The sequence below is a fragment of the Methylobacterium sp. 142-1Y genome, from assembly GCF_057747795.1.
Map to the genome: position 1 here is coordinate 3,573,610 of NZ_CM173224.1, position 18,055 is coordinate 3,591,664.

17 protein-coding genes are annotated in these 18,055 nt (G+C 69.9%); 8 read left to right on the plus strand and 9 right to left on the minus strand.

Translation table 11 applies throughout. From position 1 onward, the window contains the following. The first annotated feature begins 135 nt into the window (after window positions 1–135). A complete protein-coding gene (locus AC3AOF_RS16305; RefSeq protein WP_236989856.1) occupies window positions 136–1,482 on the plus strand; it encodes an MFS transporter in 1,347 nt (448 codons plus the stop codon). Window positions 1,483–1,968: 486 nt separating this feature from the next. Here the strand turns inward: AC3AOF_RS16305 and AC3AOF_RS16310 are convergent, their stop codons facing one another. Beyond that, window positions 1,969–2,811 (minus strand): chorismate mutase, encoded by an 843-nt coding sequence (locus tag AC3AOF_RS16310; protein WP_236989855.1) that lies wholly within the window; start codon window positions 2,809–2,811, stop codon window positions 1,969–1,971. A 259-nt stretch (window positions 2,812–3,070) separates the two neighbouring features. On the opposite strand from AC3AOF_RS16310, the gene metX reads away from it, so the two are divergent. Both metX and metW read left to right on the plus strand, forming a co-directional pair. Beyond that, window positions 3,071–4,243 carry a homoserine O-acetyltransferase MetX gene (gene metX, locus AC3AOF_RS16315; RefSeq protein WP_488345903.1) on the plus strand — a complete coding sequence of 391 codons (1,173 nt, stop codon included), beginning with the start codon at window positions 3,071–3,073 and terminating at the stop codon, window positions 4,241–4,243. Further along, window positions 4,240–4,896 carry a methionine biosynthesis protein MetW gene (gene metW, locus AC3AOF_RS16320; protein ID WP_488345904.1) on the plus strand — a complete coding sequence of 219 codons (657 nt, stop codon included), beginning with the start codon at window positions 4,240–4,242 and terminating at the stop codon, window positions 4,894–4,896. Before metX ends, metW begins: the two co-directional genes overlap by 4 nt. A gap of 3 nt (window positions 4,897–4,899) precedes the next feature. On the opposite strand, the gene AC3AOF_RS16325 is transcribed toward metW, so the two are convergent. The 3 genes from AC3AOF_RS16325 to AC3AOF_RS16335 all read right to left on the minus strand — a co-directional run bounded on the left by AC3AOF_RS16325 (window position 4,900) and on the right by AC3AOF_RS16335 (window position 7,771). Then, window positions 4,900–5,310, minus strand: a complete 411-nt coding sequence (locus AC3AOF_RS16325; protein WP_236989852.1) for a type II toxin-antitoxin system HicB family antitoxin — start codon at window positions 5,308–5,310, stop codon at window positions 4,900–4,902. 11 nt (window positions 5,311–5,321) lie between these two features. Then, the gene (locus AC3AOF_RS16330; protein ID WP_236989851.1) at window positions 5,322–5,516 is read right to left on the minus strand and encodes a type II toxin-antitoxin system HicA family toxin; all 195 of its coding nucleotides are present in this window, start codon (window positions 5,514–5,516) and stop codon (window positions 5,322–5,324) included. 125 nt (window positions 5,517–5,641) lie between these two features. Next, on the minus strand, window positions 5,642–7,771 hold the full coding sequence (locus tag AC3AOF_RS16335) for an FUSC family protein (protein ID WP_488345905.1): 2,130 nt from the start codon (window positions 7,769–7,771) through the stop codon (window positions 5,642–5,644). Window positions 7,772–8,169: 398 nt separating this feature from the next. Here AC3AOF_RS16335 and AC3AOF_RS16340 point away from each other — a divergent pair, with 398 nt between their 5' ends. Further along, the gene (locus AC3AOF_RS16340) at window positions 8,170–8,589 is read left to right on the plus strand and encodes a hypothetical protein (RefSeq protein ID WP_236989849.1); all 420 of its coding nucleotides are present in this window, start codon (window positions 8,170–8,172) and stop codon (window positions 8,587–8,589) included. A gap of 37 nt (window positions 8,590–8,626) precedes the next feature. Continuing rightward, window positions 8,627–9,526, plus strand: coding sequence for a polysaccharide deacetylase family protein (locus AC3AOF_RS16345; protein WP_236989848.1), 900 nt, complete (start codon window positions 8,627–8,629; stop codon window positions 9,524–9,526). Between the two features lie 374 nt (window positions 9,527–9,900). Here AC3AOF_RS16345 and efeB read toward each other — a convergent pair whose 3' ends face one another. The 3 genes from efeB to efeU all read right to left on the minus strand — a co-directional run bounded on the left by efeB (window position 9,901) and on the right by efeU (window position 13,232). Next, the gene (gene efeB, locus AC3AOF_RS16350) at window positions 9,901–11,166 is read right to left on the minus strand and encodes an iron uptake transporter deferrochelatase/peroxidase subunit (RefSeq protein WP_488345906.1); all 1,266 of its coding nucleotides are present in this window, start codon (window positions 11,164–11,166) and stop codon (window positions 9,901–9,903) included. Window positions 11,167–11,176: 10 nt separating this feature from the next. After that, window positions 11,177–12,289 (minus strand): iron uptake system protein EfeO, encoded by a 1,113-nt coding sequence (gene efeO / locus AC3AOF_RS16355; RefSeq protein WP_488345907.1) that lies wholly within the window; start codon window positions 12,287–12,289, stop codon window positions 11,177–11,179. 88 nt (window positions 12,290–12,377) lie between these two features. Continuing rightward, window positions 12,378–13,232: an iron uptake transporter permease EfeU gene (efeU, locus tag AC3AOF_RS16360; RefSeq protein ID WP_236989845.1), complete on the minus strand. Its 855-nt coding sequence runs from the start codon at window positions 13,230–13,232 to the stop codon at window positions 12,378–12,380. A 319-nt stretch (window positions 13,233–13,551) separates the two neighbouring features. Here efeU and AC3AOF_RS16365 point away from each other — a divergent pair, with 319 nt between their 5' ends. The 3 genes from AC3AOF_RS16365 to AC3AOF_RS16375 all read left to right on the plus strand — a co-directional run bounded on the left by AC3AOF_RS16365 (window position 13,552) and on the right by AC3AOF_RS16375 (window position 16,855). Beyond that, on the plus strand, window positions 13,552–14,205 hold the full coding sequence (locus AC3AOF_RS16365) for an ABC transporter ATP-binding protein (protein ID WP_236989844.1): 654 nt from the start codon (window positions 13,552–13,554) through the stop codon (window positions 14,203–14,205). A gap of 90 nt (window positions 14,206–14,295) precedes the next feature. Further along, window positions 14,296–15,537, plus strand: a complete 1,242-nt coding sequence (locus tag AC3AOF_RS16370; protein ID WP_236989843.1) for a KpsE/RkpR family capsule polysaccharide export protein — start codon at window positions 14,296–14,298, stop codon at window positions 15,535–15,537. A gap of 91 nt (window positions 15,538–15,628) precedes the next feature. Then, a complete protein-coding gene (locus AC3AOF_RS16375; RefSeq protein WP_488345908.1) occupies window positions 15,629–16,855 on the plus strand; it encodes an MFS transporter in 1,227 nt (408 codons plus the stop codon). A 10-nt stretch (window positions 16,856–16,865) separates the two neighbouring features. On the opposite strand, the gene AC3AOF_RS16380 is transcribed toward AC3AOF_RS16375, so the two are convergent. Continuing rightward, on the minus strand, window positions 16,866–17,210 hold the full coding sequence (locus tag AC3AOF_RS16380; protein ID WP_236989841.1) for a helix-turn-helix domain-containing protein: 345 nt from the start codon (window positions 17,208–17,210) through the stop codon (window positions 16,866–16,868). A 344-nt stretch (window positions 17,211–17,554) separates the two neighbouring features. Next, window positions 17,555–18,019, minus strand: a complete 465-nt coding sequence (locus AC3AOF_RS16385; RefSeq protein WP_236989840.1) for a GNAT family N-acetyltransferase — start codon at window positions 18,017–18,019, stop codon at window positions 17,555–17,557. Window positions 18,020–18,055 lie beyond the last annotated feature (36 nt).

Below are 18,055 nucleotides of genomic sequence, written 5' to 3' on the forward strand. Positions count from 1 at the left end.
GACGGTCAGCATACGGCTCCCGTCCTGTACGCCTGCCGCGGGCGCCGCGGGATTGGACGTTTTGTCCAGGCCCCCAAAGGACCGGTTCTCCTCTAAGGAAGGGACCTTCGTAGAGTGACGAAGCAGGATTCCGATATGGCCACGATCACGGCGGACGACGCCGCCGCCAACTCCTCCAAGCCGGAACGGGATGCGCGCCTGGTCTCGTCGGAGCCGGGCCGCGTCGCCCCCGGCGAGATCGCCCTCGGGGTCATCATCGGCCGCACCTCCGAGTTCTTCGATTTCTTCGTGTTCGGCCTCGCCTGCGTGCTGGTCTTCCCGCGCCTGGTCTTCCCGTGGGCCGAGCCGGTGACCGGCACGCTGTATTCCTTCGGCCTGTTCGCCCTCGCCTTCGTGGCCCGGCCGGTCGGCTCGGTGCTGTTCATGGCGGTCGACCGGCGCTACGGCCGGGCCACCAAGCTCACCATCGCGCTGTTCCTGCTCGGGCTGTCGACCTGCCTCATCGCGTTCCTGCCGGGCTACGAGACGATCGGTCACTGGTCGGCCGTGCTTCTGGCGGCGTGCCGGATCGGCCAGGGCCTTGCGCTCGGCGGCGCCTGGGACGGGCTCGCCTCGCTGCTTGCCCTCAACGCGCCGGCGAACCGCCGCGGCTGGTACGCGATGCTGCCGCAGCTCGGCGCGCCGGTCGGCTTCATGCTGGCGAGCGGGCTGTTCGCGTTCTTCCAGCTCCAGCTGTCGGATGCCGACTTCATGGGCTTCGGCTGGCGCTACCCGTTCTTCGTCGCCTTCACGATCAACGTCGTGGCCCTGTTCGCGCGGCTTCGCTTGGTCGCGACGGAAGAGTTCCGCCGCCTGCTCGAGGCCGACGAGCTCGAGCCCGAGCCGGTCGTCGACACGGTACGGGCCACCGGCCGCAACATCCTGGTCGGCGCCTTCGTGCCGCTGGCCTGCTACGCCCTGTTCCACCTCGTGACCGTGTTCCCGGTCAGCTGGATCAACCTGTTCACCGGCCGCTCGGTCGGCGAGTTCCTGATGGTGCAGTTCGCCGGCGCCGTCATCTGCACGATGACGATCGTCATGTCGGGCCTCATCGCCGACCAGATCGGGCGTCGCTCGACCATCGCGCTCGCCGCCGCCTTGATCGGCCTGTTCGCGCTCGGCAGCATCATCGCCCCGCTGCTGTTCGGCGACAGCATGCCCGGCCAGACGATCTTCGTGGTGGTCGGCTTCGCGCTGCTCGGCCTCGCCTACGGCCAGAGCTCGGGCGCCATCGCGGAGAATTTCGGCACCAAGTACCGCTATACCGGCTCGGCGCTGACCTCGGACCTCGCCTGGCTCGTCGGCGCCGGCTTCGCGCCGCTCGTCGCGCTCTACGCGTCGAGCCATCTCGGGCTGCCGTGGGTCGGGGTGTACCTGCTCTCGGGTGCGGTCTGCACGCTGGCGGCGCTCGGGCTCAACCGGCGGCTGGGTACGACGGCGTAACGCAAGGCAAGTCAATCGAAGCGCGGGATCCCCTCTCCCGAGTGGGCTAGCGGATTCACACTTCTCCTCTGAGAGCTAAGCCTCTGTAAATGTGCGCGCTTTCCCCTCCCCCTTGTGGGGAGGGGTTAGGGGTGGGGGTGGTGCAGGAGGCACCGCTGCGCTCTATCCGGCACCACCCCCACCTCCAGCTCCTCCCCACAAGCTTGAGCGATCTCGGGCAAGCCCGAGATCGCCTGGGGAGGAGAGGCGCGCTACTTTCCAAGGGGAAAGCACCCAGACCGAGATGTGTGAATGCAGTAGCCCGAGTGGGAGAGGGGTAGGGGTGAGGGTGGCTGGGCTTCCATAATGACCCTGAACAGTCGAGCTGCCAGCACGACGGTCACAGCTTTATACGGAAGCGTATCACCCTCACCCCTGACCCCTCTCCCACACGGGAGAGGGGATCGCGCTTTTTCTTGAAACGTTGATTCAAGACCTGATTTTGGTCTACCCCTCCCCCACGCGGAACCGCGCCGCGTGGCTGCCGATCTCCTCGAATTCCCCCGGCGTCGCACCCGCCTCCGCGAGCGCCGTCCGCGCCTCCTCCGGGCTCACGCTGCCCGGGAGCGCCAGGAGCTGGCTCAAGCCGCCGCCATTGCCGGCGCTCGCCACCACCTCGCCCCCCAGTTCCGCCACCGCGTCGGCCGCATCGTCGCGCCAGCGCTCGAACCGGGCTGCGTAGAGCACCCAGTCGCGCTGGGCCGCAGCCGGATCGTCGAGGGGCTTGGCAACGCAGAAGACGGGCGTGCCGGCCGGGTGGCCGGGGCGCTCGATGAAGGGCAGGCGCGCGATCACCTTCGGGCGGCCCGGGCCCACGAGTTGGCGCCACCAAGCGCCCGCCGTCACCCCCTGGTCGAGGCGGAACACCCCGAGATCGCCGCGGGAGGCGGCGACCGCTGCGATCACCGCGGCGGCGCTCGGATGCGGCCGGTAGGGCACCGTGAAGCCGAAATGGAACCGGGCCGAATCGCGCATCGGCGCATCGCCGCCCGAGACGTCGGCATGGACCGCGAACGGCGCCTGGACGTAGGTGAAGGTGGCGATGATGACGCGCCAGATCCCCTCCACGGTGTCGAGAGGCAGGAGGCCTGTATGACGCTCGGCGATCATCCGCATCATCGAGGCCTCGCGGCCGGGCCGGAAGGCTGAGCCGGAGGCCGAGGTCTTCTTGACGGCGATCAGCCGGTCGATGATCCGGCCGCGCTCCATCAGGAGGTCGTGCATGGCCGAATCGATGCGGTCGATGTCGGCCCGAAGGGCGGCGAGGTCGGCGGGCGGGGTCGACGTCATGGCTTTACGGGGAGAAGCGGCGGGAAGATCCGTCTTACGACCGCCCGCGCCCGCGGGCCAGGGCCCGCAGGGCACGGCCCTTCCGGAGAAAGCCCTCCCGTCGATTGACGGCGCGACAGCGAAGCCCTACCTCTTTCGTCCGTTGAAGCGGAATTTTTGGACGCTTTAACGGCCGGTCCGGTTTGGAGAACGAGCCGCTTCCGGATTTTGCCAAAGCCTCGTCTCAAGCCCGCCGCCCGGCGACAGCCCCGTGAGAAGCATGGCCACACCACTCCTCAAGCCCGGCATCGATCCCGCGTCCCAGGCGGTCGAGCCGACGAGCCCCGTCGCCCGGTTCGGAGCCGATGCGCCGCTGGCGATGGATGCGGGCGTGGACCTGGCGCCGTGGCAGATCGCCTACCAGACCGCCGGTACCCTCAACGAGGCGCGCAGCAACGCGGTCCTGGTCTGCCACGCGCTGACCGGCGACCAGCACGTCGCCAACACCCATCCGGTGACCGGCAAGGGCGGCTGGTGGGATCGCCTGGTCGGGCCCGGCAAGCCGGTCGATACCGACCGCTACTTCGTGATCTGCGCCAACGTGGTCGGGTCGTGCATGGGCACGACAGGCCCGGCCTCGCTCGATCCGGCGACTGGCCGGGCCTACGGGCTCGATTTCCCGCTGGTGACGATCCGCGACATGGTCCGCGGCCAGGCGATGCTGCTCGACCGGCTCGGCATCAAGGACCTGTTCCTGTGCATCGGCGGCTCGATGGGCGGGATGCAGGTGCTGCAATGGGCGGCGAGCTACCCCGAGCGGGTCTTTTCCGCGATGCCGATCGCCACCGGCGCCCGCCACTCGGCCCAGAACATCGCCTTCCACGAGGTCGGAAGGCAGGCGATCCTGGCCGATCCGAACTGGCATGGCGGGCGCTACCTCGATGTCGGCACGCGCCCCGCCAAGGGGCTCGGCGTCGCCCGGATGGGCGCCCACATCACCTACCTGTCCGAGCCCGCGCTCCACCGCAAGTTCGGCCGCCGGCTCCAGGACCGGGACGCCCCGACCTTCTCGTTCGACGCCGACTTCCAGATCGAGAGCTACCTGCGCCACCAGGGCATCACCTTCGTCGAGCGCTTCGACGCCAACGCCTACCTCTACCTCACCCGGGCGATGGACTATTTCGACCTCGCCGCCGACCATGGCGGCGTGCTCGCCAACGCCTTCCGGGGCACCAAGACCCGGTTCTGCATCATGTCCTTCACCTCCGACTGGCTGTTTCCGACCGCCGATTCGCGGGCGATCGTCCACGCGCTGAACGCCGCGGCGGCCCCGGTCGCCTTCGTCGAGGTCGAGAGCGACAAGGGCCACGACGCCTTCCTGCTCGACGAGCCGGCGATGATCTCGGCGGCCAAGGGCTTCATCGCGGCGGCAGCCCGGGAGCGCGGCCTGTGAACGCCTCCGCCCCCCTCGCCCCGGCGATCCTGCCCCAGGACGCCACCGGCTCCTCGCGCATCGACCACCTGGTGATGCTGAACCTCGTCGAGCCCGGCTCCCGGGTGCTCGACGTCGGCTGCGGCGACGGCTCGCTGCTCGCGCTCCTGCGCGACCGGCGCGGCGTCGACGGCCGCGGCATCGAATTGTCGCGCGAGGGCGTCAATGCCTGCCTCGCCCACGGCCTGCCGGTGATCCAGGGCGACGCCGACACCGACCTCGCGGCCTACCCGGACGACGCCTTCGACTACGTGATCCTGTCGCAGACGATCCAGGCGACGCGCCAGCCCAAGGAGGTGCTGGAGCACCTCTTGCGGATCGGTCGCCACGCGATCGTGTCGTTCCCGAATTTCGGCCATTGGCGGGTGCGCAGCGAATTGCTGCTGCGCGGCCGGATGCCGATGACCGACACCCTGCCCGATCCCTGGTACGCGACCCCGAACATCCACCACTGCACGATCCGCGACTTCGTCGGGTTGTGCCGCCTCGTCGGCGCCCGGATCGAGCGCGCCTCGGCGCTCGACGCCTCGGGACACCCGATGCGCTTCGCCTTGCCGTGGTGGGTGTGGAACCTCGTCGGCACGCAGGGGGTGTTCCTGCTGCGGCGGGGGTGAGGATTATCCGTCGGCCATGATCTTGTCTCGCGCCGCCGACACGAGGAACGCCGAGCGCGTCACGCCGCGCTCGCGGGCGGCCTGGTCGATCATCGCGAGGGCGCCGGCATCGAGCGAGAGGTTCACCCGGACGGACCGGCCCTCGTCGAGGACGAGCGGCACGGTCGCGACCAGGATCGCCTCCGCCACGGCCTCCGCCTCCTGCGGGTCGGCCAGGAGGGCGTCGGCGCTGCGCGGCTCCGGCGCGGCGAGGCCGGCGACCAGGCGGTCGCCGATCCATTCGCGCAACGCTTCCCCGGCATGGGCGATGGCCTCGTCGATCGTCGCTCCCATGGCGGTGCAGCCGGGGCAATCCGGAAAGGCAGCTCCATAGCCGCCGGGCTCGCCATCGATCAGGGCGATGTAGCGGGGCATCTCGTCCTCACTCAGATCCAGCCGGCAGCCTTGGCGATGACCCGGGCGACGCCGGGCGTCAGCACCCGATGACGGGGCACCATGATCTTCACGCCGGGCCGCTGCGGATGAGCGAACTTTTCATGCTTCGCCCCGCCTTCGCTGAACCAGCCTTCTGCCAGCAGGCGAGCGACGATCGCCCGAGCATCCGTCTCGACCTTGGGCATCGCACGTTCCGTGTGTATTTATTTATGCATGAAAACTCGACGCATGAAAGACCCTTCCTCGGCTCCGAGGGCACGGCACCGGGTCGCCAGGATACGCAGCGCCGCAGGCGTACCTGCGTCTCCACTCACGACGCGCCAGGCTTGAAGGGCGCCTCCTCGCCCGGCGGCACGCCCGCCTCCCGCGCACCGATCCCCGCCCGCCGCAACGTCCCGGCCAAGAGCTCGACCTGCGCGGCGATGCGCCCGAAGGCCGCCGAGTCCGCTCCCTCGGGCTTGGGCGGCGGCCTGTCGCCGGCTGCCGTCGCCGCGAGGGCCTGCGAGAGCCAGTCGCGCCAGGTGCGCCACGAAGCGGCCTCCGCTCCCGCCGGCTCGGGCTCGTGGCGCAGGATCGAAAGGCGCCCGGCCATGCGGCGGAGCGTGGCGTCGGCGACCATCGCGGCCTCGATCCGGGAACGGCCGCGGCGCATCGGTTCCTGAAGGGCACGCGAGAGCGCGGCTTCGAGGTTGTTGCTGGCGAGCCCCGCCGCCCGGGCCGCGACCTCGGCGGCACCGGGCGTGCCCTCCCCGAGCCGCTCGGCGACGACCGCCTCGGCGTAGCGGGCATGGGTCTGGAGGGCGGTGCGCAGCGCATCGCGCACGCGGCCGGGCTCCCAGAGCGGCCACAGCAGCAGGCCGGCCAGCACCGCCACCGCGCCGCCGAGCACCGTGAACAGGGCCCGCATCCCGACGATCTCCCAGGACGAGTGCCCGGGCTCGACGAGTTCCACCAGCACCACGACGAGCGGCGTCAGGCAGGCGATGAAGGTGCCGTAGCTCACGCCCCGGGCCGCGAAGCCGATGACGCTGAGCGGCACCATCATGGCGGCGAGGATCGGCGGCGAGGTGGCGTAGAAGGCGAGCACCGCCCCGATCACCCCGCCCAGCACCGTGCCGCCGATGCGCTCCAGCGCCCGCTGCCAGGTGGCGGCGTAGAAGGGCTGCATCGTCAGCACCACCGTGATGGTGAGCCAGTGGGTGAAGGGGCCGGGCCACCAGAAGGTGACGGCGAGCGCCGGCAGCGCCACCACGGTCGCCCGCACGGCGTGGCGCAGGTTGGCCGAGGACCAGGTGAGGTTGGCGCGCAACGGCTGCATCACGATCTCGCGCCAGGGCGGGGCCGGCGCGCCGGCAAGCCCGCCGCCGCCGGCCAGGTCCTCCGGCCCCGACAGCTTGGCGCCGATCCGCACCCGGTCGAGGATGCGCTCGGCCATCCGGCGATAGGCCGGATCGGCATCCGCGGCGGGCTTGGCCCGGGCGAGCGCTCGCTCGACGCGCCGGAGGTCCACCGGCCGGTCGCGGCGGATCGCTCGGCTCAGGATCTTCAGCATCGGCGGCAGCAGGCGCAGGAGGCCGGCGGCTTGCGCCCGCTGCGCCGGGGTGGCGCGCTCCAGGTAATCCGACAGGGCGATCATCACCCCGAACAGCTGCTCGGCCGCCTCCAGCCGGATCAGCGCCCGGGCGTTGCGCTCGGAGAGCCGGGCACGGCTGCGGGCGAGATCGAGCACCAGGGTGCGGGCGGTCTCGATCGCGTCGCGCACCGCCCGGCGATGGCCCCGGGCATGGGCTTCCCACACGGCGGGATCGGTGCCCTCCGGATCGGCCGAGAGCCGGCGCAGGTCGCGGGCGAGGCGCGACAGGCCGCGCCAGACGCCGCCGATCGCCAGATGGGCCGGACGGTAGGGATGGAGCCGCCACACCACCAGGGCCAGGAAGGCGGCCCAGAGCCCGCCGGCCCAGAACATCCCGGCGACGACGACGCCCTGATGCACCGTCAGGGCCCGGTCGAGGGCGAGGCAGAGCACCACCACCAGCACGTTGCCGACGGTCTGGGCCGGCACGCCCCAGACCCGCGCGAAGGTGCAAGCGAAGATGACGACGAGCGCCACCGGCAGCACCAGGGCGGGCCCGTAGCCCTCCATCACCCCGAAGGCGCCCCAGGCCACGCCGCCCAACCCCGCAAAGGCAAGGAGCGCCCGCAGGCGCGGCCGGATCGGCCCGCCGATGTCGCAGAAACAGGTGAGGTTGGCGGCGAGCGCCATGGTGAGGAGCGGAGGCCAGGCCAGCCACCATTCGAGCAGGATGATGCTCGCGAAGGCGACCGCCGCCCGCAGGCCCTCGGCGACGTTGATGCCGGTGAGGTCCGGCGCCACCGGCAGCCGGGCGAGGTCGGGGCCCGGCTCGCGCAGGGTGCCGCGACGGAGGGGGAAGGGCTTCATCGGACGGGAGAGGTCACGGGGCGTGCGGGTCCTCGAAGGGGCCCTGCGAGCGTGGCAAGCCGCGTGACCCTCATCCGTTATAGGAGGCGGGGCCGCCCCGTGTACCGCCCGGGCCGGCGGGCGTGGGCGGAGTGCCGCAGCGGGAAGCGGACCGTGGTCAAGCGCCTCCAGCCCATCGCCGTCGGCAAGCCTGAGAGGCCCGGGCCCGAGGAGGCAACCATGGGCGGATTGGAGCCCGGAGGGTCGTTTCCGGGGATTTGCGGGCCGCATGGTGGCGCAACCCGCCCGGACGATGGTCCAGCCCCCTCACCCTGGCGCCCAGGCGCGGCCGCGCTACGTTCGGGACCGTGCCGAAGCCCGGCCCCAGACCGCGCGGCACCGTCCGGAGGATCCCCGCCATGCGTCCGACCCCGCTCCTCGCCCTGATGGGCGCGCTCCTCTGCGGCCAAGTCTGCGGCCAAGTCTGCAGCCCAGCCGGCGCGCAGGGCATCCGCAACGCCCCGCCGCCCCGGGCGCTGGAGACGGCGGCCTACATCTTCGCGGCGGCCAATGTCTGCGGCTACCGCATCGGCACGGCGCCGTTCGAGGCGCTGCTCGCGCGCTACCAGGTGACGATCGACGACGTGCGCCCGCCCCGCGGCCCGTTCGGCGCCAAGGTGCAGACGATCTTCACCCTGATGTCGAACCAGATGATGCAGAACCGCGACGCCGCCTGCCGGGCGGTGGCGGGCGAGTACGGCCCGGAGGGCACCATCGTTCCGGGCATCCTCCTGCCCGCCGCACCCGCAGAGGCGCCCCCGCCCGCCAAGCAGCCCTGAGCACGCAGGACTCGGCCTTGATCGTACGGAGACACGGATGAGCGACGAGACCCGCCCGCACGGGCGCTACGCCTACAGCCCCCTGCCGCGCCGTTCCGCCTACGACTGGCCCGGGGGGAAGCGGCTCGCGGTCTACGTCGCCCTCAACGTCGAGTGCTTCGATTTCGGCGGGGGACTCGGGGCGGAGCTGGCGCCGGGCGGCCCGCAGCCGGACGTGCTGAACTACGCCTGGCGCGACTGGGGCAACCGCGTCGGGGTGTTTCGCCTCGCCGACCTGTTCGACGAGCTGTCCCTGCCGGCCTCGGTGCTGGTGAACAGCCGCATCTACGCCGAGTGCCCGGGCCTGATGGACGTCTTTCGCGCCCGCGGCGACGAGGTGGTGGGGCATGGCCGCACCAATGCCGAGCGCCAGGGCACGCTGCCGGAGGACGAGGAGCGGGCGCTGATCGCCGAGGCCACGGCGATCCTGACGCGGGAGGAGGGCCGAGCTCCGGCGGGCTGGCTCGGCCCCTGGATCTCGCAGAGCCGCACGACCCCCGACCTGCTGGCGGAAGCCGGTTACCGCTACCTCCTCGACTGGTGCCATGACGACCAGCCGACCTGGTTCGCCACCCGCGACGGCGGGCGCATCCTCTCGGTGCCCTATCCGCAGGAGCTGAACGACATCCCGTCCATCGTCGGGCGCAAGGATTCGGGCGCACAGTTCGCCGAGATGATCGTCGATACCTTCGAGGAGATGAAGAAATGCGCCGAGGCGGCGCCGCTGGTGATGGGCATCGCGCTCCACCCCTACCTCGTCGGTCAGCCGCACCGCTTGCGGCCCCTGCGCCGGGCACTGGCGCATATCGCGCAACACCGGGACGAGGTGTGGATCACCCGGGCCGGGGACATCGCAGATTGCGCGGGGGCGCTGCCGGAGGGTCTGGTGGCAGGCTGACGAACCGAAACCGTCGATGTCATCCCGGGGCCGCGAAGGCGGAACCCGGGATCCACGACCGCTGACGGTGCAGGATGAAGCGGAACGCCGTCAGCCTTTTCAGGACTCGTCATACGCTTTCCGGTTGATCGCTTCGCGATGCGGAAAGCGGCTTCGCTCAGGCGCCGCGCGGGCTGATGATACGGAATCCGGAAGTGATCTTCCGGATTCCGTATCAGCGTTTCTCGATCCCGGGTTCTCGCCTTCGCTGAGCCCCGCGATGACGTGGGGAAATGTCGGCGTGTGCGTCAGATCGATATCCGCGACCGGTCGAACGGGCTCCGAGGTCGCGGGCAGGATGAGGGTGCAACCGACGATGTGCCGACAGCGGGCGCTCACGCACCGACCAGCAAACCCTGCCCCAGGAACCCGCCCGGCTCCGGCACGCCCGGCAGGGCATAGAAGTACCCGCCGCCGACGGGCTTGATGTATTCCTCCAGCGGCTCGCCGTTGAGCCGGTTCTGCACCGCCACGAAGCCGGCCTCGAGGTCGGATTGGAAGCAGCAGAACAGCAGACCCATGTCGAGCTGGCCCGACGGGGTGATCCCGGCCGAGTAGTTGTAGCCGCGGCGCAGGATCAGGCTGGAGGCGGTGTCGACGTTGCGCGGGTTAGCGAGACGGATATGCGCGTCCATCGGCGTGCGGGTGCCGGCCGGGTCGGAGGCGTAGTCCGGCAGGGTGTGCTCGTCGGTCGCGCCCAGGGGCGCGCCGCTGTCCTTGTGGCGGCCGAAGATCCGCTCCTGCTCGCGCAGGGGCGTGCGGTCCCAGCGCTCGACGAAGTTCCGGATGATCCGCACCACCTGGTACGAGCCGCCCGCCGCCCAACTCGGCTCCGCGCTTCCCGGCTGCACCCAGACCTGACGGCGCATCAGCGCGTCGTCGCTTGCATCGAGGTTGGCGGTGCCGTCCTTGAAGCCGAGGAAATTGCGCACCGTGTCCTGCCCCTGGCGCTTGACCACGTGGGGCGGCAGCATGCCCTCCAGTTTCCAGCGCAAGGCGACGAGGCCCGGTGTGTGGCGGATCACGTCGCGCAGGGCATGCAGGTTGGTCTCGGCGGTGTTGGCGCAGAATTGCAGCAGCAGGTCGCCGTGGCAGAGCTTGCCGTCGAGGGAATCGTTGGGGAAGCGGTCCATCGGCCGCAAGTGCCGCGGCTTCGCGGCCTCCAGGCCGTAGCGGTCGTCGAACAGGCTCGCGCCGACGCTGAGCGTGGCGGTGAAGTTGTCGGGCAGCACCCGCGGCCCGAGGATGCCGGAATCGGCCGGCGGCAGGCGCGGATCGAGGGACGGCACCGGCCCGCCCTCGGTCAGGAAGGCGAAGCGCTCGGTCAGGATCCGAAACAGCTTGGCGAGTTCGCCGCGATCCTCGGCCAGCACGTCGAGAGCGACGAACAGGGCGGCGGCCGGCTGGGCCGTGACGATGCCGGCCTGGTGGGGCCCAAGGAACGGCTGGCGGTCGAGGGTGCCGTCGCTGGCGGCCGAGGGCGTGGCGTCGGCGGCGCGGGCCGGCGCCAGGGCCAACGTGCCGGTGGCGGCCGCGCCGGTGCCGGCGACGAGCCCGCGCAGCAGGAAGCGGCGGGAGGTCGAGAACGGGCAGGAGGCCATAAGACTTGCCTCAATCCAGGCCGAGCTTGCCGCGCAACGTCGAGAGATCCTCGGCCAGCACGGTGATCGGCCCCTTCAGGGCGTTGCGGTCGCGGTCGCTTAAAGAGTCGTAGGGGGCGAATCCGCCATCCTCGGTCCGGTACTTCGCCAGCAGCGTCTCGACCCGCGAAAAGTTCTTCTCGGTGCGGGCGACGAAGTCGGGATCGCGGGACGCCACCAGCGGGCGCAGGAGGTCGAAGATCTTGCGCGAGCCCTCGACATTGGCGTGGAAGTCCCACAGGTCGGTCCGGCTGTAGCGGTCCTCCTCGCCGGAGATCTTGGTCGCCGCGACCTCCTCGATCAGGCCGGCGGCGCCGCCCACCATCCTGGCCGGCGGGATGGTGAGGTCGGCGATGCGCCGCTTCAGCTCGGTGGCGTCGGCCAGCAGCCGGTCGGCGTCGGCGCTCAGGCCTTCGGTGCTGTTGTCGGCCCACAGCCCCTTCTCGAGGCGATGGAAGCCGATGAAGCCCGGATCGGCGTCCTTCTTCTCGAAATCGTCGGCCCGCACGTCCATGCTCTTGTCGAGGTCGTTGAACAGCGACGCCACCGGCTCGATCCGCTCGTAATGGCGGCGCGCCTGCGGGTAGAGGGTCTTGGCCTCGGCGATCCTGCCCGCCTTCACCGCCGCCACGAAGGCGGCGGTCCGGCTGTGGAACGCCTCGACCTCGCCCATCACGTAGAGCTTGTAGGCGGCGAGCGGGCCGACGAGAGCCATCGGATTCGGGGCGCCGGGCGCGGCGGCGGAGGCCGCCGTCACCGTCAGAGTGCCCTTCGGGTTGCTGAGGAGCCCGCAGGTCATCTCGTAGGACCCGGGCTGGAGCGTCGCCGAGAGCGACTGCACGAAGCCCGGGATGATGTTCTCCCGCTCCTCGACGATCATCGTACCCTGGAGGATCTCCCATTCCAGGACGCGGCGGCTCTTGTTGCTGATCTTGAACACCGACTTGCCGGCCGGAACCGTGAGCGCGGCGGGCTCGCAGCCCTTGTCGGTCACCGTCACGGCGACGGGTTCGGGACTTTGCGCCGAGGCGGATCCGGCGGAGAGGAGGAACGCGGCGACGAGGGCCGGCCAGCGGGCGGTCATCGGAAATGTCCTTGGTCGATGTCCAGGGGGCGATTCGCTGGGGTCGATTCCCTTGGGTCGATCCCCTTGGGTCGATGCCCTGGGAGCGTCAGGCGTGGCGGGGCTGCACGGCGGGGGCCGGCCGGGCGCCCGCCAGGAAGGCCCACAGGGCCGGAACCAGGAAGCCGAGATAGACCAGCACCTCGCCCCAGGCCGGCGCCTCCTGGTAGCCGAAGATGCCGGTGAGCAGGGTGCCCAGCACCGTGTCGGCGGGCAGGACGTGGCCGAGGTCGAAGGCGGTGGCCTGGAGGTGGTTCCACAGCCCCGCCTCGTGGAAGGCCTTCAGGGCGCTGGCGAGCAGGCCCGCGGTGACGAACAGGATGAACACCCCGGTCCAGCGGAAGAAGCGGCGCAGGTCGATCCGCACCGCGCCCTTGGCGAGCGCGATGCCGATGCCGACCGAGAGGGCGATGCCGAGCAGCGCGCCGACCGGCACGCCCCAGCCGACATCCTGCTGCACGGTCGCGAGGAGGAAGAAGACCGATTCGAGGCCCTCGCGACCGACCGCCAGGAAGGCCATCACGGCGAGCGCCAGCCCTCCCCTGACCTTGCCATCCTTGGCCTTGCCGTTCCGCTCGAGCGCGTGGTCGACGGCGCCGTGGAGCTCGGCCCGCACCGAGCGGGCGGCCTTGCGCATCCAGAACACCATCGTGCACAGCATGCCGGCGGCCATGAGTGCGATCAGCCCTTCCGCCAGTTCCTGCTGCTTCTGCGGGAACTCGGCGCCGATCGCCTGCAGCCCGAGCCCGAGGGCGAGGCAGAGCGCGGCGGCCAGCACGACGCCGCCCCAAACGGCCGGCATCCAGGCCCGTCGCCCGGTCTGGGCGAGGTAGCCGGCGATGATGCCAACGATCAGGGCCGCCTCGAGTCCCTCGCGCAGCATGATCAGGAACGCAATCAGCACGGGCGTCTTTCCGGAAACGATACGAGAGAGGCCGGTATTTAATCCAAAAACCCGTCGCCTCCTAGCGCCGCCGCGCGCTTCTTCTTTATAATAACTTGAAACTGGCGTCCGATCGTCGGAGGGCTGCGGCGGGGCGACCGGGGGCCGGCTTTCTCAGATTCGCCGCTTTTTCCGCCTAGAGACCGACACTGCCGGCCGCGACGGTCGGTCTCGTTAACCGTGCGGATGCCGGCTCGGCGCATGATCGGACAGGCCCCCGGCCCGCCCGCCGCATGTCCGGAAGGGCGGCCGCACTCCTCTCGAGCGTGCTGCCCCGACGATGATCCGCCTCGACAACGTCACCAAGATCTACAAGACGGACGGATACCGCCGCACCATCCTCGACCAGGCGTCGATGACCCTGAAGCCGGGGGTGAGCTACGGCATCCTGGGTATCAACGGCGCCGGCAAGTCCACCACCCTGCGGCTGCTCGCCGGGTGCGAGATGCCCACCAAGGGCCGCGTGATCCGCACCACGCGGATCTCCTGGCCGCTCGGCTTCGGCGGCGGCTTCCACCCGCTGATGACCGGCCGCGAGAACGTGATCTTCGTCGCCCGCATCCACGGCGAGGACCCGCGCCGGGTGCTGGCGTTCGTGGAGGATTTCGCCGAGCTCGGCGACTACATGAACGTGCCGATCCGCAACTACTCCTCGGGCATGAACGCCCGGCTCGCCTTCGGCATGAGCATGGCGATCCCGTTCGACTGCTACATCGTCGACGAGATCACCGGCGTCGGCGACGCGCGCTTCGCCAAGCGCTGCGAGGAGGTCTGGGGCAAGCGGCGGGCCAATGCCGACATCATCATGTGCTCCCACTCGATGGACACGATCCGGGACTACGCCCAGCAGGGGATCGTGCTGGCGAACGGCCGCGCCGTGATCTATCCCGACATCAACGACGCGATCGAGGTCTATCAGCGCCTCAACCAGTGAGCGCCGCGCCTTCTCCGATATCCCTCCCGACATCCCTGCCGGCCGGCGCGTCCCGCGCCCCGGTCCCGCCCGCAGCCGGAACCTCCTGTCATGACGATCGATGCCCGCAACCCGGACGGCAAGGCGCTCAGCCCCGCCGACCGCTCCCGGCTGATCGGCGAGGCCCTGCGGCAGGCGGCCCGGGTGTCGCGCTTCTCGAACCCGAACAAGTCGAGCATCCGGACGATCCGGGCGCACCGGCGCCGGGACATCGTCACCCCGCTGCTGTTCCTGTTCCTGTTCGTGATCCCGTCGGTGAGCAGCGCCGTGTTCTTCGGCCTCTACCTGTCTGACCGCTACGTGACCGAGGCGCGCTTCGCCCTGCGGCCGGCGATCGGCGGCGCGGAGAAGGCGACGCCGGATGCGGTCGGCACCACCTCGAGCATCCCGTCGCAGATGATCGCCCAGGACTCGATGATCGTCGGCGAGTACATCAAGAGCCGGACGATGGTCGAGACGCTCGAGCGCACCCTGCCGCTGCGGCAGATGTTCTCCCGCGACGACATCGACCATTACTCGCGCTTCGATCCCGAGAAGCCGATCGAGAAGCTCGTCCGCTACTGGGGCGACCGGGTGAAGGTCGGTGTCGAGACGTCCGGCCTGGTCGAGGTGACGGTGAACGCCTTCGATCCGGACGATTCCCTGAAGCTGAACCGGGCGGTGCTGGCCGAGAGCGAGCGGCTGGTGAACCAGCTCACGGAGCGGGCCCGCAACGACGCCCTGGCGGAGAGCGAGCGCGAGATGAAGCGCGCCGAGGCGCGCCTGACCAAGGTGATGCTCGCGGTGCGCGACCTGCGCAACCGCGACGGCGTGCTCGACGCCCAGAAGTCCAACGACACCAACCTGAAGATGATCGCCGAGATCCGCACCCAGCGCATCAACCTGGCGGTCAAGCTCAGCCTGCTCCAGCGCGACCTGCGCGACGACAGCCGCAGCATCCAGGACCTCAAGGCGCAGATCGGCCAGCTCGACGAGACCATCTCCCGCATCGAGCGCGAGGCGGCCAACCAGGATCCGGAGCAGCGCCGGGTGCTCTCGGCCACGCTGACCCGGTTCGAGGAGCTCGATGCCGAGCGCAAGAGTGCCGAGAAATACTACTCCGCGACGATCGCGGCGCGGGAGCGCTCGCGGATGATCGCCGACCGGCAGATCGAGTTCTTCAGCATGATCGTCGAGCCGGTGCGGGCGGAATCGTCCCAGCAGCCGCGGCGCATGCTCTACATCACCATCTCGATCGCCGTCTCGGCCCTGGCCTTCGGCCTCTCGGTGCTGATGCGCAAGCTCCTCGCCTGATCCTCTCCGGCCGCTTCTGAACACTGGCCCGCCTCGGGGCGGGCTGCGCCGACCTCGAATCCCCGCCGCCCGGGCGGGGTTTGGAACCACCATGCTCTCCCCCGCGCCGTCCGGCTGGACGCTCTTTCGCAACCGCGACTTCCGGCTCTTCGGCGGCGCCCGCTTCCTCACCGGGCTGGCCTACCAGATGCAGGCGGTGGCCGTGGGGTGGTTCGTCTACGACCTCACCCGCAGCGCATTGGCCCTGGGCTTCGTCGGTCTCGCGAGCTTCGCGCCGGCGATGCTGGGCGCACTCGTCACCGGCCACGTCGCCGACACCTACGATCGGCGCCGGGTCGCTGCCCTCTCCTACGGATTGCTGGCGCTGGCGGGCTTGGGCCTGATGGGCCTGGCGGCCTCCCCTTCGACGCCGGTCTGGCCGGTCTACGCCCTGATGGTGCTGGTCGGCATCGCCCGCGCCTTCGCCAACCCGGCGAGCCAGGCCCTCCTGCCGACCCTGGTGCCGCGCGAGCAGTTCGGCAGCGCCATCGCGCTCAATTCCTCGCTGTGGCAGAGCGCGTCGGTCACCGGACCGGCCTTCGGCGGCCTGCTCTACGCCCTCGGCCCGGCCGTGGTGTTCGGCCTCGCGGCCGCCTGCTTCGCGCTGGCGGCTGTCAGCATCATCGGCATCCGGCCGCGCCCTGCCGCCGTCACCACCCGGCCGGCGGTGACCTGGGGCACCCTGCTCGCCGGCCTCACCTATATCCGCTCGCAGCCGGTGGTGCTGGGGGCCATCACGCTGGATCTCGTGGCGGTGCTGCTCGGCGGTGCCACCGCGCTCCTGCCGATCTTCGCCCAGGAGGTCTTGTTCGTCGGCCCCCTCGGCCTCGGGCTCCTGCGCAGCATGCCGGCCCTCGGCTCGGTCCTGATGGCGATCCTCCTCGCCCACCGGCCCCTGACCCGCGGGGTCGGCCCGCGACTCCTCATCGCCGTCGGGGTATTCGGCCTCGCCACGATCGGCTTCGGCCTCTCGACCTCCCTGCCGCTCTCGATGGCCTGCCTGTTCGTCACGGGGGCGGCCGACATGGTCAGCGTCTACGTGCGCCAGAGCCTGGTCCAGGGCGAGACACCGGACGCGATGCGCGGCCGGGTCGCGGCGGTCAACACCGTGTTCATCGGCGCCTCGAACGAGCTCGGCGAGTTCGAATCCGGCACGCTCGCGGCCTTCATCGGGGCGGTGCCGGCGGTGGTGGTGGGTGGGGTCGCGACGCTGGCGGTGGCGGCTCTGTGGGGCCGGCTGTTTCCGGCGCTGAGGCGGCGGGACCATCTCATCACTTGAAACCGAGGGCCTACCGGGCGACGCCGAGCGCCCGAAACGCCGCCTCCGGCTCAGCCGCCACGATCCTGAGCAGCGAGTGGGCTGCCGGATCCGGCTGCTTGCGTCCCTGCTCCCAGTTGCGGACCGTCGCGACTGGGACACCGATGGCCTTCGCGAAGGCGATCTGGGTCATGCCCAGACGCTCCCGGATGGCCGTGACGGACAAGACGAGGCGATAGCCAACCGGCTCCGCGTCGGCATCTTCGCCATCCTCGATCATATGGCGGCGAATGTCCTCTTCCGTCGTCGCGTCGATTTTTGCGCGATTGACGGTCGGGCGGTTGGCCCTCAACTGGTCGAGAGAGATGCGAGCCATTGCCGGCACTCCTTCCTGTTGGCGCGGCGCGCGGAAATGATCCAGCAGACGGAGCCGCGCCCGGCGCCTGCTCGATACATACAGCCGACTTTGCAGAATATCATTCTGTCCAACCCAGGACCTCATCCTGAGGTGCGACTGAGAGGAGCCTCGAAGGAGGGCTCCAGAAGCCTCGGCGATCTCTGGAGCCCTCCTTCGAGGTCAGCCGATTTTCAATCGGCTAACACCTCAGGATGAGGTTAGAGGGTAGGACGATCCTGCCTGCCTCAAGTGTTGGGTAGAAAATCCTGCTCAAACAGGCGCTGAGGCAAAACCAGAATCGTTGTCGAAGCCGACTCCCCCGGCTATCCAGGGGGCTGCTTGTATTTTCTATCGGGCAATATAGTCTTGCGCATTGGTACGCACTCGTCAGTACGTTCCAACGCCTGCGGCCGATAGCTCTCGGAACGTTCCCATCCTGTCGCAGTGTAGAACCCCACGGCATCCGGGGCGGAGTTGACGAACAGGGTATGAATGCCAAGCTTTCCCGCATAAGCGGCTACCCTTGCATCGAGGACGCGACCATGTCCCGATCTACGAAGGTTAGCGGAGACGGCAACGAGCCTGACAATGCCTGTTCCGTCGCGCAGATCATCGAGCCTTGTCGTGCCGCACGCTTGCGCATTGAACCTCAGCAACAGGAGATGATGATCGGGCAGCCGCTCTTCTGGACGGTTTGCGTCGTAGCCGCTGAGGCCGCGCTCTTCCCACAGAACTAAGCGCCGGATGTCGTGGTAGGCTCGCCAATCGGCATCATTGGCGATGCGCACGAGAACATATGCCATCTGGTCAGTATAGCAGCGGAG